Annotated in this window: 12 protein-coding genes and 2 pseudogenes; 6 read left to right on the forward strand and 8 right to left on the reverse strand. The window is 42.8% G+C overall.

Features of this window, described 5'->3' with window-relative positions; translation table 11 throughout:
- Positions 1–251 precede the first annotated feature (251 nt).
- Entirely contained in the window at positions 252–1,427 is a 1,176-nt protein-coding gene (locus PN447_RS17740) for an NAD(P)/FAD-dependent oxidoreductase (protein ID WP_271764335.1), read from the forward strand.
- Between the two features lie 22 nt (positions 1,428–1,449).
- Here the strand turns inward: PN447_RS17740 and PN447_RS17745 are convergent, their stop codons facing one another.
- From PN447_RS17745 to tnpA, 4 genes and pseudogenes are all read right to left on the reverse strand, one after another.
- Entirely contained in the window at positions 1,450–2,766 is a 1,317-nt protein-coding gene (locus PN447_RS17745) for a cytochrome P450 (RefSeq protein WP_271764336.1), read from the reverse strand.
- Positions 2,767–2,863: 97 nt separating this feature from the next.
- A complete protein-coding gene (gene ilvD / locus PN447_RS17750; RefSeq protein WP_271764337.1) occupies positions 2,864–4,555 on the reverse strand; it encodes a dihydroxy-acid dehydratase in 1,692 nt (563 codons plus the stop codon).
- Positions 4,556–4,646: 91 nt separating this feature from the next.
- Entirely contained in the window at positions 4,647–5,135 is a 489-nt protein-coding gene (locus tag PN447_RS17755) for a TenA family protein (RefSeq protein ID WP_271764377.1), read from the reverse strand.
- Between the two features lie 27 nt (positions 5,136–5,162).
- Positions 5,163–5,399, reverse strand: a pseudogene (gene tnpA / locus PN447_RS18770) (IS200/IS605 family transposase); the annotation flags it as partial.
- Positions 5,400–5,488: 89 nt separating this feature from the next.
- On the opposite strand from tnpA, the gene PN447_RS17765 reads away from it, so the two are divergent.
- Positions 5,489–6,826, forward strand: coding sequence for an RNA-guided endonuclease InsQ/TnpB family protein (locus tag PN447_RS17765; RefSeq protein WP_271764378.1), 1,338 nt, complete (start codon positions 5,489–5,491; stop codon positions 6,824–6,826).
- Positions 6,827–6,828: 2 nt separating this feature from the next.
- Here the strand turns inward: PN447_RS17765 and PN447_RS17770 are convergent.
- Both PN447_RS17770 and PN447_RS17775 read right to left on the reverse strand, forming a co-directional pair.
- Positions 6,829–6,972, reverse strand: a pseudogene (locus PN447_RS17770) (TenA family protein); the annotation flags it as partial.
- Between the two features lie 26 nt (positions 6,973–6,998).
- Positions 6,999–8,624, reverse strand: a complete 1,626-nt coding sequence (locus PN447_RS17775; RefSeq protein WP_271764338.1) for a cation:proton antiporter — start codon at positions 8,622–8,624, stop codon at positions 6,999–7,001.
- 140 nt (positions 8,625–8,764) lie between these two features.
- Between PN447_RS17775 and PN447_RS17780 the strand changes: the two genes are divergently transcribed.
- The 4 genes from PN447_RS17780 to PN447_RS17795 all read left to right on the forward strand — a co-directional run bounded on the left by PN447_RS17780 (position 8,765) and on the right by PN447_RS17795 (position 14,089).
- The gene (locus PN447_RS17780; RefSeq protein ID WP_271764339.1) at positions 8,765–9,634 is read left to right on the forward strand and encodes a zinc metalloprotease HtpX; all 870 of its coding nucleotides are present in this window, start codon (positions 8,765–8,767) and stop codon (positions 9,632–9,634) included.
- A gap of 229 nt (positions 9,635–9,863) precedes the next feature.
- Positions 9,864–11,363, forward strand: a complete 1,500-nt coding sequence (locus tag PN447_RS17785; protein WP_271764379.1) for a polysaccharide biosynthesis/export family protein — start codon at positions 9,864–9,866, stop codon at positions 11,361–11,363.
- 102 nt (positions 11,364–11,465) lie between these two features.
- The gene (locus tag PN447_RS17790; RefSeq protein WP_271764340.1) at positions 11,466–13,109 is read left to right on the forward strand and encodes an alpha/beta hydrolase; all 1,644 of its coding nucleotides are present in this window, start codon (positions 11,466–11,468) and stop codon (positions 13,107–13,109) included.
- Between the two features lie 143 nt (positions 13,110–13,252).
- A complete protein-coding gene (locus PN447_RS17795; protein ID WP_271764341.1) occupies positions 13,253–14,089 on the forward strand; it encodes an SPFH domain-containing protein in 837 nt (278 codons plus the stop codon).
- A gap of 51 nt (positions 14,090–14,140) precedes the next feature.
- Here PN447_RS17795 and folP read toward each other — a convergent pair whose 3' ends face one another.
- Both folP and tpiA read right to left on the reverse strand, forming a co-directional pair.
- Positions 14,141–14,980: a dihydropteroate synthase gene (gene folP / locus PN447_RS17800; protein ID WP_271764342.1), complete on the reverse strand. Its 840-nt coding sequence runs from the start codon at positions 14,978–14,980 to the stop codon at positions 14,141–14,143.
- Positions 14,981–15,071: 91 nt separating this feature from the next.
- Positions 15,072–15,797, reverse strand: coding sequence for a triose-phosphate isomerase (gene tpiA, locus PN447_RS17805; RefSeq protein WP_271764380.1), 726 nt, complete (start codon positions 15,795–15,797; stop codon positions 15,072–15,074).
- Positions 15,798–15,941: the final 144 nt, after the last annotated feature.

A 15,941-nucleotide genomic window follows, 5' to 3' on the forward strand; every position in this document is an offset into this window, starting at 1 on the left:
AAATGCTGGTCTTGGTTAAAAAGTCGAATCCGCAAAAAGTTAGACCAGTTTAATTGTTTACGAGATGCCATTGAGGATGTCTTGCATTTTGCGTCCTAACCTCCTTGGCGATTGCTATATATATAGCAATCCTAAATGATTCATGAACAATTTCTGTTCCCTGTTCCCTGTTCCCTTTCCTCACTGATAATTTCTCAAGTCAAATAGGATGACTATATATATGACTGACAATCAAAATCAGGTTTTAATCCATGAATAACTATGACTGGATTGTGGTCGGGGGGGGAATTACGGGGGCGGCGATCGCCTACGAACTGCGTAAAATAGGCTCGAGCGTGCTTTTGTTAGAGCAACACCAAACAGCCCAGAATGCCACTCGCTATAGTTATGGTGGGCTGGCTTATTGGTCTGGGACTACACCCCTAACGCGCCAACTATGTCAAGAGTCCATCGCCGTCTACCAGAATTTGAACCAGGAATTAGAAGCTCAAACCGAGTTGCGGGAAATAGATTTATTACTAACCATCGCCGCCGATCAAGACCCAAAAGCAACCGCTGCATCCTATAGTCATGTTGCTATTCCCCCTCAGTTACTCGATATCAAACAGGCTTGCGAGTTGGAACCAGTACTTAACCCACACTCCATCGCTGGTGCTCTAACTGTGAAACATGGTCACATTAACCCCCACAAAACAACCCAAGCTTATATTCAAGCCTTCCTCCGTGCTGGGGGTGAAATGGAAATTGCGCAGGTGATTGATTTCCAGACCATCTCATCTGCTGACACCGGAATTAAGTTGACAGGTGTCCGCACAACTATTGAAACTTACCACTGTGACAACGTGGTAATTTGTGCCGGGGGCTTCAGCCGACAACTGCTAAAGTTAGCAGGTATCCCCATCAAGCTGTATTTTACCCATGCAGAAGTAATTCAAACAGCACCTGTTGACTTGAAATTAAACACCTTAGTAATGCCCGCAAATTTACAAAGGTTTGACTTAGAAGCGGAATCTAGTAAAATAGAAGCTTTGTGGCAAGACACAACCAAAGAACCAGTGCCGCCGATTTTAGATGTAGGTGCGATTCAATTTCAAGATGGTAGTTTGCGCCTGGGTCAAATTAGCCGATCCCTCACAGACCCTTTTGCCCAAATAAATGCACAGCAAAGCGAAAACTGGCTAAGAACAAGTATTCAGCAAGTACTACCTCCATTAGCCAACTTACCAGGAACTTGGCATCATTGCTTAGTGGCTTTTAGTGGCGATCGCCTACCCTTAGTTGGTGCTATTCCAGGATTTGAGGGTATTCATGTTTTTTCCGGTTTTAGTAACCCATTGGTAATTATACCGCCTTTAGCGCGGCGCTTTGCCGATTTTGTCGCTGGTAAAAAAGATCAAATTATTACTCAGTTGTCCCCTGGGCGTTAGGAATGCTGGGTTGGTGGCTATTCTACAAGGGACAGAACCGAACCCGTAATCCATCTTGGGGACGATTGGTAGGAATTCTCACCACATCCAAACTTTGATTAGGTAATATTTCCCAATAATAGCTACGCAGAAGATGAGAAGCAACTATTTTCATTTCCATTTTGGCAAAGGCGATGCCAATACAAACCCGTGGACCACCGCCAAAACCAATTAAACTATAACGATACTGTTTGTGTTCTTGGCGTTGGGGACTGAAACGGTCTGGGTCAAACCGTTCTGGGTTGGGGTAAATTGCTTCGAGGTGATGAGTTGCAAATATAGAATATAAAGCTTGCCAACCTGCAGGAACATGAAATCCATTAAACTCATAATCCTTGACAACACCACGAAAGCCACCACCAACTGGCGGATGAACTCTTTCAACCTCCGATAAAATCTGATCTAAATAGGGCATTTGTCCAAGTTCTTCTAAATTCAAAGCACCTTTACTTAAAAGTTGGAATTGTTCTTCTCTGGCGCGTTGTAATACTTCCGGATGACGAGCTAATTCTACACATAACCAAGTTAGCATTGAGGTGGTAGTTTCATGTCCGGCAAACAGTAGCAGTACTGCTTGGGCAATAAGTTCTGTTTCACTTAAACTATTACCATCCTCATCTTTTGAGTGAACTAACAAACTAATAGCGTCTTTGCCAGGATGTTGCTGACGTGCTTTAACAACTTGCGCCAAATGCTGTAGAATTTGATCGCGGGCTGCTACAGCTTTTCCCAATTTAGTAAATGGTAAAATGAGTGGATTAATGGCAAATAAACCATTGGTTAGTTCTGTAAATAAATGACTGAATCGACTATTTTGGGAAACAGAATCAGTACCTAATAATAGCTGGCTAGCAATATCAAAGGTCAGCTTTTTAAATTCTGTAAACCAGGTAAATTCCCCTTGATTTTCCCATTTTTTCAAATAATTATATGTTATACTCTCCATAGTACTCACATAATTAGTGAGGGCTACACCATGTAGCGCTGGCATCATGAGGCGACGATTTCTTTGGTGTTCTTCTCCATCTTGGAGAAAAAGTGATTCACCTAACAAGGTCTTGAAATTATCAGGCCAGCCTTCACGCCAGGAAAAATATTCCCTGTGACTCGATAAGAGAAACTCAATTGCTTCTGGCCCTACCATCACCACAGTCGGTTTACCCAAAAGATGAGTTTTAAATATAGACCCATGTTTGCGGTAGCGCTGGGTGACAAAATTGGCGGGGTCAAGAATGAAGGAAAATGTCTCGCCTATGACCGGTAAACCAAAACTTCCGGGAGGATTTACAGTGTCTTTCATTATCTAGTTTAGTCAACAAATATGGGCAGAATGCACAGAACAGTTATTAGATGAGAAAACAATCTGAATTGTTTTCTCATCTAGCTGTAACTAATCACTAATCATGAAACAAATCTAAATCAGTGACTGCGCCTACACTGCTAGAAGATACCAACTTGGCATATTTAGCCAGTACACCTTTAGTATAACGGGGGGGTAAGGGTTGCCAGTTGGCACGTCGGCGGGCTAGTTCTTCATCTGGTACGTTTAACTGCAATAGCCGCTGGGAAGCATCAATAGTGATACTATCACCTTCTTCCACAAGAGCGATCGCACCACCAACCGCAGCCTCTGGCGCTACATGGCCAACTACCATCCCGTAAGTACCACCAGAAAAACGCCCATCAGTAATTAAACCCACAGAATCACCCAATCCAGCACCAATAATCGCGGATGTGGGAGCCAACATTTCTCGCATACCGGGGCCACCCTTAGGACCTTCATAACGAATCACCAGAACATCACCCGCCTGAATCTTTCCCGCGAGGATGGCATCTAAACAGGATTCCTCTGACTCAAATACCCGTGCTGGACCGGTAATGATGGGCTTTTTGACTCCGGTAATTTTAGCTACAGACCCTTCTGTAGCCAGATTACCTTTGAGGATGGCTAAATGTCCTTGAGCATACATAGGATTATCCCAAGGACGGATCACATCCTGGTCACTGCGTGGTTCTGCTGGAATATCTGCCAATAATTCGGCGACGGTTTTACCTGTGATAGTTAAGCAGTCACCGTGGAGTAAGTCATGCACTAGTAACATTTTCATGACTTGAGGAATTCCACCAGCTTTGTGTAGGTCTGTGGCTACATATCTACCACTAGGTTTTAAATCACAGATAACAGGGACACGTCCACGGATAGTTTCAAAGTCATCTAGAGTTAGTTCTACACCAGCCGCGCGAGCGATCGCTAAAAAGTGCAAAACCGCATTTGTGGAACCACCCACCGCCATAATTACTGAAATGGCGTTTTCTATAGATTTACGGGTGATAATTTGCCGGGGTAATATTTGCTTACGTATAGCTTCCACGAGAGCAAAAGCTGATGTTTCGGTACTGTCGGCTTTTTCTGCGTCTTCGGCTGCCATTGTGGAAGAATAAGGTAAGCTCATACCCATAGCTTCAAAGGCCGAGGACATGGTATTAGCTGTAAACATCCCACCGCAGGAACCAGCACCGGGACAGGCCTGACGTTCTACTGCTAACAGTTCATCATCATCAATTTTACCGGCGCTGTATTCCCCTACTGCTTCAAAGGAACTGACAACGGTTAAATCTTTACCATTGTAGTGACCAGGTTTAATTGTGCCACCGTAAACAAAAATAGCAGGAATATTCATGCGGGCCATGGCTAGCATAGCCCCAGGCATATTTTTATCACAACCACCAATAGCTAAGACACCATCCATACTTTGCCCAGTACAGGCGGTTTCAATGGAGTCAGCGATAACTTCCCGGGATACCAGAGAATATTTCATCCCCTCAGTTCCCATAGAAATCCCATCGCTAATGGTAATTGTACCGAAGATTTGGGGCATAGCGCCGGCGTTTTTTACGCCAATTTCTGCCCTTTGCGCCAGTTTATTAATTCCCATATTGCAGGGAGTGATGGTACTGTAGCCATTAGCGATCCCCACAATGGCTTTATTAAAATCTTCATCTTGAAAACCAACCGCACGTAGCATAGCGCGATTAGGCGATCGCTGCACTCCTTGGGTGACAACTTGGCTTCTTAAATTATCTGACATATTTTTCCTTCCGTGCCATTATCGCTGGTATTGCGATTGTATTACTTAATTTTCCCATGTATACATAGCATATTTGAGAAATGTTTAGCAGTTATTTGGCCCAAACGGCTTCAAAAAAGTCTAACTCGCAAAACATGGCGTAACGGTAAGTTGGATAGAGTGAGGTATTACCAGCAGCATATTTTTCTACCAAACTTTCTAATTGTTGTGTCAGTGCTTCAAATTCAGCATTACTATAAGTTGAAATCCAATCAGCGTATTGATGATGAGGAATACCATTAGCTCCTAACTGTTGTCCCAAAAAACTATAAAGACGCATACAAGGTGACATAGCCGCAGCTATCACACCTATATCAGTACTCCAGGCTGTAGCTAGTAAAAAATCAGTATAGCGACGAGTAGCATTTCCAGGTTTTATCGTACTTAAATCTACTCCCCAGTTAGTAGCATAGCTCTTATGTAGCTTGAGTTCTGCCAAAACTCCATCAGCTAAAGCGTGAAATGTGGTAAAGTCTTCCCATTCCTTGGCTCTGACTGCGGCTATACTGTAGGCACGGGCAAAAGCTTTTAACGCTAACACGAAAGTCCCTACCTTGCTGCGAAGCAGCGCATCTTGAGATTGTATATATTGCTTGATTTTCTCAATTGGTGTGCCACCAGTAGAAGCAACATAATATGAACTCGACCAAAAAACATGTTTTCTATAAAAAGTAGATAGATATTCTGAAAATTCTTTTTGGAGAATCCTACTGGATGCTGATTTCAAGCTACCTACAAAAGAAGCTCAATTGTTATCTGGATGAAAATCAACTAGCAGATGAACATGGTCTACTTCTCCTGAAAATTAAATTAGTCCGCACTTGGTTATTAAACATATAATATAATATATCAAAATACATAGAGGAGGAAAATCAATTAGTGGCGACAAGGCGGATGACTTTTAGGCTATACCCAAATAAGCAGATAGAGGAGTCTTTGAGGTATCACCGAAAGCTTCACAAGGACTTGTATAACGCTGCTGTGTATAACAGATTTACTCAATATCAAAAATTCAACCATAAGGTTGATTATTTTGAGCAACAAAATTGTTTACCTGCGTTCAAAGAAGTGTGGACAGAATATAAGGAAATCAACTCTCAAGCTCTGCAAGCCACATTAAAACGTGTAGATTATGCCTTTCAACGCTGGTTCAAATGCTTAGGTAAACGTCCTAAATTCAAATCTATTCGACATTATTCAGGTTGGACATATCCGGCTAAGTCTGGGTACTCAGTAGAATCGTGCGGTGAAAATGGGTATTTGAATCTGTCTAAAATTGGACGCATTCAGATGCGGGGTAAAGCTAAATATTGGGGAACTCCCAGTACTTGCACCATTGTTTATCGTCATGGTAAATGGTACGCATCGATAACTGTAGACGTTTTAGATCAAATTCTCAAGCCAGAAATTTTACCAACTGGTGCTGTTGGCATCGATATAGGGTGCAATGCAGCGTTGTCAATTACTGATGGTCAGAATCATCAACAGATTGAGGCTCCTAAGTTTTTGAGAAACACTGAACATCAAATCAAGAAAGCATCCAAGAATAAAAGAGGAAAACGCCCGCCAAATAGAACTAAAAAAAATAAGGCTTCTAGGAGATGGAAAAAAGCCCAATCAAAGGTTAGTAAACTAATTCGTAAAGTTGCTAACCAGCGTCAAAATTGGGTACATCAAGTTGCAACAGACATTGTATGCGGTCATAGCTTCGTTGCAACTGAGAAACTAGAAGTCAAGAACATGACCAGTAAAGCTAAAAAAAGCAAGGGTAAGAAACAAAAAGCAGGTTTGAATAAGTCAATACTAGATGTTGGTTTTGGGATGCTTCGCAGTACCATCAAGTACAAAGTTGAGCAGATTGGTGGTGTATTTGTAGAAGTTCCCACCAAGAAAGTAAAACCTAGCCAAACCTGTCCTAAATGCGGTCATCAACACAAGAAAACACTTGATATGAGGGTGCATAATTGTGCTGTTTGTGGTTATACACAAGACAGAGACATTGCTGCTGCACAAGTAATGCTTTACTGGGCAAAAGGAATTCTACCGGAGCCGGGAACTGGCTTCGTAGTCGCAGAGTCGCCTAGCTCTACCACATCTACCAGTAAGCGTAAGCAAGCTGGAGCGATGCGGCAACTAGGGGCAAAGAAGCGACAAAAATCTACAGAAAGTTTTGCTAAAAACGAACTGAGGGAGGTAGAAACCCACAGTTCAGGCGAAGCCAACTGTGGGTAGTTCATGAAAAAAGCATCTTGTCTAACATAATCAGCAAATTTGGCTTTTTCCAGAGTACCATTGGCGATAGCTTCGATAAAAGGATGATTTAGACAAGCTTGTGCTAAATCTTGATTTGCTTCCCATAATTGAGCAGATACATTCATTGGTGATTGATATGTTGTCTATATTACTAACTTTTAATATTATTTTCCACCAAAATTACAGGTATGTGACTGGTTTCTAATACTGTTTGTGATACTGAGCCAATAAGAACTTTTTCCCAAGGTTGATGTCCTCTTTTTCCCATGATAATTGCAGTACTATTATACTCTTGGGCGATGCGAATAATTTCCTCGGGAACTGTTCCCGTCACAGTTATAAACTTATGTCTGATATCCAATAATAATTGTTTAGTTTTTAACTCTAGTTCTATGATTTCTTGTTGATTGGGGAGATTAACTATATGCAGGACGATGACTTCACCGTTAGTCCTTCGTGCTAAATCTGCTACTTTGGTTAAAACTGCTGTAGCTAAACTTGATGTATCAACTGCTGCTAGTAGTAACGTTGGTGTTGCAATTGTAACTTTTGTGGGATCAACTTCTCCCCTTTGTAATAATTTAGGTGCAAAGGTCATGGTTGCCCAAGCGCCTAAAGGTGCTGTCACTAAAATTGATAAGGCTGCGATCGCTAAAATAATCTCACCTCCGGCAATCCCTTGAGTTAAGGGAATTGCTCCAATGGCTGCTTGTACTGTGGCTTTGGGTGAGTTTGCAGGTAATAAAAACAGTCGTTCCCGCCAATTCCAATTACTACCCAGTGTGGAAAGATACCAGCCTAACGACCGACCGATAAGTAAACCAATAATTAAAATTAATATCCCAGGGAGAAGAATTTTTCCTAATACTTGGAGTTGAATAGTTGCACCCAATAAAACAAACAAAAAAATCTCAGCTACTATCCATAAGCTGTCAAAACCACCGCGTAACTTTCTAGCCAAGGGTGCATCCAGTTCTATTAAAAAGAAACCCATACTCATGGCTGCTAAATAACCAGAAAAGTAAGGTAATACCTCAGCAGCAATTACTAGAAATAAGGCAATACTGGCAGTAATTACAGTATCTTGAACGGCGTTTTGAGTCCAATTCTGCTTGACTAACACCACAACTAATAACCGCGCTGCTAAATAACCCAATAGTATTCCCAGTAATATTTGCATGATCATTTGCAGTGGAAGCAGTTGCAGGGGAGTGAGGGTAAAGCCCCCAGGAAGAACCTCGATTACGCCCCCCTCGCCCAAGAAACTCAGCAATAGACTAAAAACTAGCAATAACAGCACATCAGATAAAGCACTACCAGTTAAAATCGCATCGGGTATGCCTTTAGTAACGCCCCGGCCTAAACTTTTTAGCCTCAGCATTCCCGGAACGATGACAGCTGGAGATTCTGCACCAATGATACAACCCAAGAGTAAACCAGTGAGAAAGTCAAAGTTAAAGATTACCATAGCAGCAAGAGCAATGGCGATCGCTTCAGTTGTAGCTGGTAGAAAACCTAACCGCAGCGCCACTGTTCCCTGTTGAGCTAATTTGTCGCGGTCTAACCCCAGTCCTGCTTTCATCAAGATAATCATCACTGCTAAAGTTCTGAAAACAGGAGCAGCATTCAGCATCTCTGGACTAATAAAATTTAGCACTTGGCGGCTGAGAATTATCCCCACTAACATCATCCCAATTAAAGGGGGCGCGCCTAAACGCCGGGCCAGTTGACCGACAAAAAAGCCCATGAGCAAAATCCATAATACACTGGCTAACATTTCCATGACTTCTTAAAATGCAAGTAGAGATGGGGTTTTCAGCATCAAAATCTCATTTGAGCTGGATACAATTAAAGTGCGACCTAAGTCATGCTGTGGTCTAAAAGAAACTCATGTACCATGAGCGGGAGAGCAAAATTATGAACAATCAATTAAAAACCGTTGCTTTGCTGGCTGTTCTGAGTGGTTTATTGATTGCCATTAGCTACTGGATAATTGGCGGTACTGGCGGCTTAATGATCGGAATTGGGTTAGCAGCAGCAACAAACCTGTTTTCCTGGTATCAGTCAGACCAGATTGCTCTGCGAGTCTACCGCGCCCAGCCCGTAACTGAGGCTCAAGCACCGGTACTTTATGCTACGGTACGCAAATTGAGCGATCGCGCCAACATTCCCATGCCGGGAATTTACGTTGTTCCTAGCCAAACTCCCAACGCTTTCGCCACCGGAAGAGATCCAGAACACGCCGCTGTGGCTGTGACCGAAGGTATTTTGAATATGTTACCAGATGACGAACTTGAAGGTGTGATTGCTCACGAATTGACTCATATTGTTAACCGTGATACCCTCACACAAGCTGTTGCTGCCACAATTGCCGGGGCTATATCGTTTCTGGGACAAATGCTGAGTTATAGTTTATGGTTCGGTGGTGCTGGTTCACGAGACAATAACAGAGGTGGAAATCCTTTAGGTATTTTGTTAACGGTATTACTTGCCCCCATAGCGGCTACAATCATACAGCTAGCAATTTCTCGTACACGAGAGTTTTCCGCCGATGCAGGTGCTGCTAGATTGACTCGGAATCCCCGCGCTTTAGCTCGGGCGCTGCAAAGGTTAGAATCCATAGCCAGACAGCTACCTTTAAATGCTAACCCATCTTTTGAGCCGTTATTAATTATTAATCCAATTTCCGGTCAGTTTATGGGTAACTTATTCTCTAGTCACCCTGCTACAGAAGCACGAGTTGAAGAATTACTCAGATTAGAGCAGCAACTACTCAAAAAACCTTAAAATCCAAGATATTCCACACTATTTGGAGAGTTGCCTCTCCAAATAATTTATGTTAACTTAACCGAAAATTTAACGATAAAAAATAATCTGCCTCCGGAAAAGTACACTCTTCTAGGAAAATGAGAATGTTAAGGCAATTAAATTGAGGAAATTCAATAATTAACTATAGTCAAGATTCAAATATTTACACAGTACTATGGCAATTATAGTCTCAGAGTCTCAGGTGAATATGATGAACAAAGGTTTGCTGAAATTCCTCACCCAGCCATTGTTAGGTGTGGCTTTATTAACCACTGTCAATGTTGCTGCGCCGAGTGCGAGCCTAGCTCAGGGACAAATAGTATCACAAACAACACAACCAATCTTTCCTTCGGTACAATCAGGAACAGCGGATAAAGAACGAATAATTCCCACAGCACAGCAAGTATCACCATCTATACAAATAGATACTAATTATACTTTGGGGGGCGGCGATCTAATTCGCGTCAACGTATTTGAAGTACCAGAATATACTGGCGAATATCAAGTACCACCCGGAGGTTCAATCAACCTACCTTTAATTGGCAGTGTACCTGTTCTCGGTCTAACAACCGAACAGGCTGCTGATGAAATAGCACGGAGGTATTCTCGCTTTCTCAAGCGTCCCCTCATTTCAGTTAATCTCTTATCACCTCGTCCAATCAACATTTTGGTCGCCGGAGAAGTGACAAGGCCAGGAGCTTATACCCTGAATTTACAAGGAGGCGCTGGCAATAATCCCGGTGTACAATACCCCACTGTCTTAGCTGCACTGACCACAGCTCAGGGTGTAACCTTGGCAGCAGATGTTACTCAAGTGCAATTAATACGTAAAAGAGGACGTTCTTCTGAGCAAGTTGTCAACCTGAATTTACAGCAACTAATCCAGACAGGTCGGATAGATCAGGACATTACTCTCAGGGATGGCGATACTATTGTCGTGCCAACTGCAACCAATTTTAACATCGCAGAAGCACGTAATCTGTTTGCAGCGAACTTTGCCGCCAGCCCTACTACACCAAGGACTGTAGCCATCATTGGTGCTGTCAATCGTCCCGGTTCATATGTGGTTGGACCCGGTGGCGAAGGAGCCGGTGCTGTACCTACTGTGATGAGAGCGCTGCAATTGGCCGGGGGAATTACATCAGAAGCTGATGTTCGGAATCTTAAGCTGCGCCGACCGACAAGGACAGGCTCAGATCAAAATATAGATATCGACCTCTGGAAATTATTGCAGAGTGGTGATATTAATCAGGACATTATTGTCCAGGACGGAGATACAATTTTTATTCCTACTGCAACTGAGATAAACACTGCGGAAGCTACGCAATTGGCTACCAGTACTTTATCTCCCGCAACAATTCAAGTTGGTGTGGTCGGGGAAGTGAAAAGACCCGGAGCCGTAAGTATTCAGCCTAATAGCTCCTTGAATCAGGCCTTGTTGGCTGCAGGTGGATTCAATGATGCTAGAGCCAGAACCAATACGGTAGATTTAGTTCGCCTTAACCCTAATGGTTCTGTGACTAAGCGGGAAGTCAACGTTGATTTGTCTGCGGGAATTAATGAGGAGAGTAATCCCATACTCCGCAATAATGATGTTGTCATCGTCAACCGTTCCGGTTTGGCTCGAACTGGTGACAGTGTTGGCGCAGTACTTAATCCTTTAGGTGGTTTGTTGGGAATCTTCAGGGCTATATTCGGTTTCTTTTAAGCCAATTGGGTGGTGTTCCCCAGGGCTTTAGGTCCTGGGGCGCAACTTTAAAGCGATATTGGTAGTCAATTATTTGAACTACTTTTTGAATGGGATTATCTTATGTCCTCGTGGTTCAGGAAACATCCACCTCCAATATCCTTCCTTAATGGGTTACTATGCAGTTTCACTCTCGCTCTGGGTTGGGGTGTGAGTATTCCCTTGGCCACAGCCGCAGAAACCGTTACTATCCGTTTAGGTGTCTTTCAACAGTCACTAGCGATCGCAGACTTAGAGAAATTTGCTAAATCTGGGAAACTACCAGAACACTTACAGCTATATAGCTTTGTGTTAACGCCAGAAGTAGGTAAATTACTGGAGAGAAGGTTGGAATTAGATCCAGCTTTTGCAGATAAATTTGTTGAGGAGCTATTGCGATCGCCACAAGGTAGACAGTTAATTACTTCTTTGAGAACAGCAATACCAGATAGCACCATAGAAACAATTCAATCGGCCCTCTACCTGTCTGTACGTCAAGTCAACGGTTTGAGTGCAATTGGTTTTTTGCGCGCCTATCCCCAAAAAAATATTACTGTTGATGCAACTTCAGCACTGCAAATTGCATTAGAACTAAACGCTAACAAATTACAAAGTCAAGTCCTCGGGCTTTTCTTAGAACGACAATTATTAGTAAAAAATCATACGCTTTTCCAACCAACCTTTGACCCCGCTAGTAAAGGAAAAAATGCAGTTGAGCAGCAAACCCTGATCCTACAAGACAGAGAACGAAATCGCAGCATTCCTGTAGACATTTATTCGAGTCAAAGTTACACCCCAGTGCCACTGGTTGTCATTTCCCACGGATTTGGAGCCAACCGTCAATTCTTGAGCTATTTAGCACATCATCTAGCTTCTCATGGAATTACCGTTGCTGCAATTGAGCATCCTGGTAGTAACTCTGTAGCCATCAGTCGGGCTGAAAATTACATGAATTTGGCTCAACTACTACCAGCTACTGAATTTATTGAGCGGCCCAAAGATGTCAGCTTTTTGCTCAACGAATTAGAAAAACTTAATACTCAATCGGGACAACTTCAAGGAAAACTGAATACAAACCAAGTAACTGTCATTGGTCACTCTTTAGGGGGGTACACTGCTTTAGCCTTAGTTGGTGGAGAAGTCAACCTCAAAGAATTACAACAGTTCTGCAGAACTTCTCTTTCCTTTGGCGAATCACCGGGTGATTGGTTACAGTGTGCAGCAGCTAGTTTAAAAGAGAATAAACTAGATTTACAAGATCGGCGAGTTCAAAGCGCGATCGCACTCAATCCCCTGGTTGGTAGACTCTTCGGTACAAACGGCCTGACTAAAATTGCCAACCCTGTATTAATCTTAGCGGGAACTGAAGATGTACTTACCCCAGCCTTAACCCATCAAATCAGACCCTTTAACCAACTCCAGGGTTCTAAGTACCTGTTAACAGCCATTGGTGGTACTCACTTGAGTATTCATGACCCCGCATATCCCATGAGTGGGGCCACTGAGATCGTGAGAGAAAAGCGAGGGGAAGAAACCCACTCATTACGTCAGTTAATTCGCGGTGTCACCTTAGCATTTATCAAACAACACACACCACAAGCCCAAATTTACCAACCATTTCTCACACCAGCTTACGCCCAATCTCTTTCTACAGTAGCACTCCCCCTCCGTTTGAATTCTGATTTACCAGAAAATATCAAACCTTGGCTAAGTTCCCTCACCAAATAATCACCCTCACCCTATTAATGTCAATTAAATCACATAATTCCTGTTAATAAAATTACATACCCAACATGAAAACTCAAATCTCAGGCTAAGGTAGTACCATATGATTTACACTAAATTTACCCAAAGGCTGAATAGGAGAACATATGGAGCCAATTATTGCCATAGTCTTAGCACTCATAGCCTATGCTTTAGGATCTGCAAAATTGATTAATCAAGGTAACGAAGCCCTAGTAGAACGCTTGGGGCGATATCACCGCAAACTTGGGTCTGGACTCAATTTTATTGTTCCTTTGGTAGATCAGATTGTGATGGAGGATACCATACGCGAGCAGTTTATAGACATCAAACCTCAAAATGTGATCACTAGAGATAACATTTACCTAGAAGTTGATGCTGTTCTGTTTTGGCGCATTAGAGATATAGTGAAAAGTTTCTACGAAATCGATGATCTTCAAGGGTCTCTCAGACAACTAGCCACAACTACACTCCGGGAAATCATCGCCCAAAACACTGTGGAAGAAACCAATGTCTCCCGTGCAGAAATGGACACAGCCATTTTAAATCAGTTAAATCAAACAACACAAAATTGGGGAGTCGAGATTCTGCGCTTGGATATTCAAAGCATTACACCGCCTGAAAGTGTGCGAAAGTCAATGGAAGAAGAGCGAGCAGCAGAAATTAAAAAACGGGCCCTGGCTTTTGAAGCCGAAGGGGAACGGGACGCTGCTATTAAGAGAGCCCAGGGAACTCAAACCTCAATGCAGATAATTTCTGAAGCTTTACGTTCTCATCCTGAAAGCCGGGAAATTCTTAGATATCTTGTTGCTCAAGATTATGTCGTGGCTAGCCAAAAACTTGGTGAGAGTAATAATGCTAAAATTGTCTTCATAGACCCCAGTAAAACTAATGAAGTCTATAACCAGTTGATTGCCGACTCCATAGCTCAAGAAGGTAGTAGCAATAACTCACCAACAAAGTAACAGCTAGGTGATGACAGCAGTTTGCATAAGGAGAAACCACAATTACCATTTTTATCGCAATAGTAAATCAGCTACCAGTGACACATCTCGCATTTCCTGAACATCGTGAACTCGCAAGATATCAGCACCATGAGAAATAGCTGCACAACAAGCTGCTGCTGTTCCCCAGACCCGTGCTTTGGGGTCTGGTTGGTTTAAGATGTGTCCAATAAAACTTTTCCGGGATGCTCCTACTAAAATAGGGCAATTTAGAGCTTTGAATGCACTCAATCGGCGCAAAATTTCTAAGTTCTGCTCATGATTTTTAGCAAAACCAATCCCGGGATCAATGATGATTTTTTCGAGGTCAACCCCTGCTCTAGTTGCTGCTAGAATTTGTTTTGCTAAGAAACTAGAAATTTCTCCCATCAAATCCTCATAATCAGTCATTTGTTGCATTGTCTGGGGCGTTCCCCTCATGTGCATCAAGACAATCGGCACATCTAAACTAGCAACTGTAGGTAGCATCTCTAAATCAAATGTACCACCAGAAATATCATTAATTATATCAGCACCAGCTTCTATAGATGCCCTGGCTACACTCGCTCTAGTTGTATCTACGGATATGGGCACACTAATTTCTGGTCGGATAGCCTCCAAGATGGGTAGTACCCGATCCAGTTCCTCTACAAGACTGACTTGCTCCGCTCCCGGTCGAGTTGACTGACCACCTACATCGATGATGTCAGCGCCAGCAGCTACCATGGCTCGTGCTTGTGCTAAAGCCCCAACCCTATGATTAAACAGACCACCATCGCTAAAGCTATCGGGGGTAACATTTAAAACACCCATCAAATAAGTTCGCTGTCCCCACACAAAACAGCGATCGCGAATTATTAACTGGCTGGACATATAGACATTTTCAGTTAAAAAACAAACATTAAGAATAAAATCAATACACGCATTCCCCGGACCGGCCAGGGAAAAAGCGTTATAGATAAAATTACTTGTAATTGACAATGCGAGCAAAACTTGCGGGTTCCAGACTGGCTCCCCCCACAAGAGCGCCATCAATTTCCGGTTGAGCCATAATCTCATCAATATTATTCGGCTTCACTGAACCACCGTATTGAATCGAAACATGAGGATTACTCAACTGACTACGAATTAAACCGATGACCCGATTAGCTTCAGTGGATTCACAAGTATCACCAGTACCAATTGCCCAAATAGGCTCGTAAGCAATCACCAAATTATCCTGATCGACATCTATGAGGTCTTTATCTAGCTGGGCGGTAATTATTGATTCAGTTTCCCCACCATCTCGTTCTTCTTTAGTTTCGCCTACACATAAAATCGGTGTCAGACCGTGCTTTTGAGCCGCTTTGAGGCGTAAATTGACCGTTGCATCTGTTTCTCCAAAGTATTGTCGTCTTTCGCTATGACCGACAATTACAAAACGTACACCAAGTTCCGTCAACATAGGTCCAGAAATTTCGCCCGTATAGGCTCCATTTTCTTCCCAGTGAACATTTTGCGCCCCCAACTGGATGAGGCTACCATGCAAACTCTTGGACAACAGGTTTAGGTTAGTGAAAGGAGAACACAATACCACTTCCCGCCCTTGGGGTATTTCCTCCAAATGAGGCAGAAATCCCTGTAAAAAATCTTGGGTTTCTGCCTGGGTTTTGAACATTTTCCAGTTACCGGCTATAACTATTTTCCGCACAGGTGATTTAGTCAAGATTCTAACGCTAATAGATGCATTTTTCAGTTTAGGACGTTTTGTTAGTCATTGGTCATTGCTCATTAGTAATTGGGAAAAACTTCTCCTGCGCACCCCTACTGATTCACCCAATCTCCTGCTAAAAAT

The sequence above is a fragment of the Anabaena sp. CS-542/02 genome (assembly GCF_028331085.1).
Classification (GTDB): domain Bacteria; phylum Cyanobacteriota; class Cyanobacteriia; order Cyanobacteriales; family Nostocaceae; genus Anabaenopsis; species Anabaenopsis arnoldii.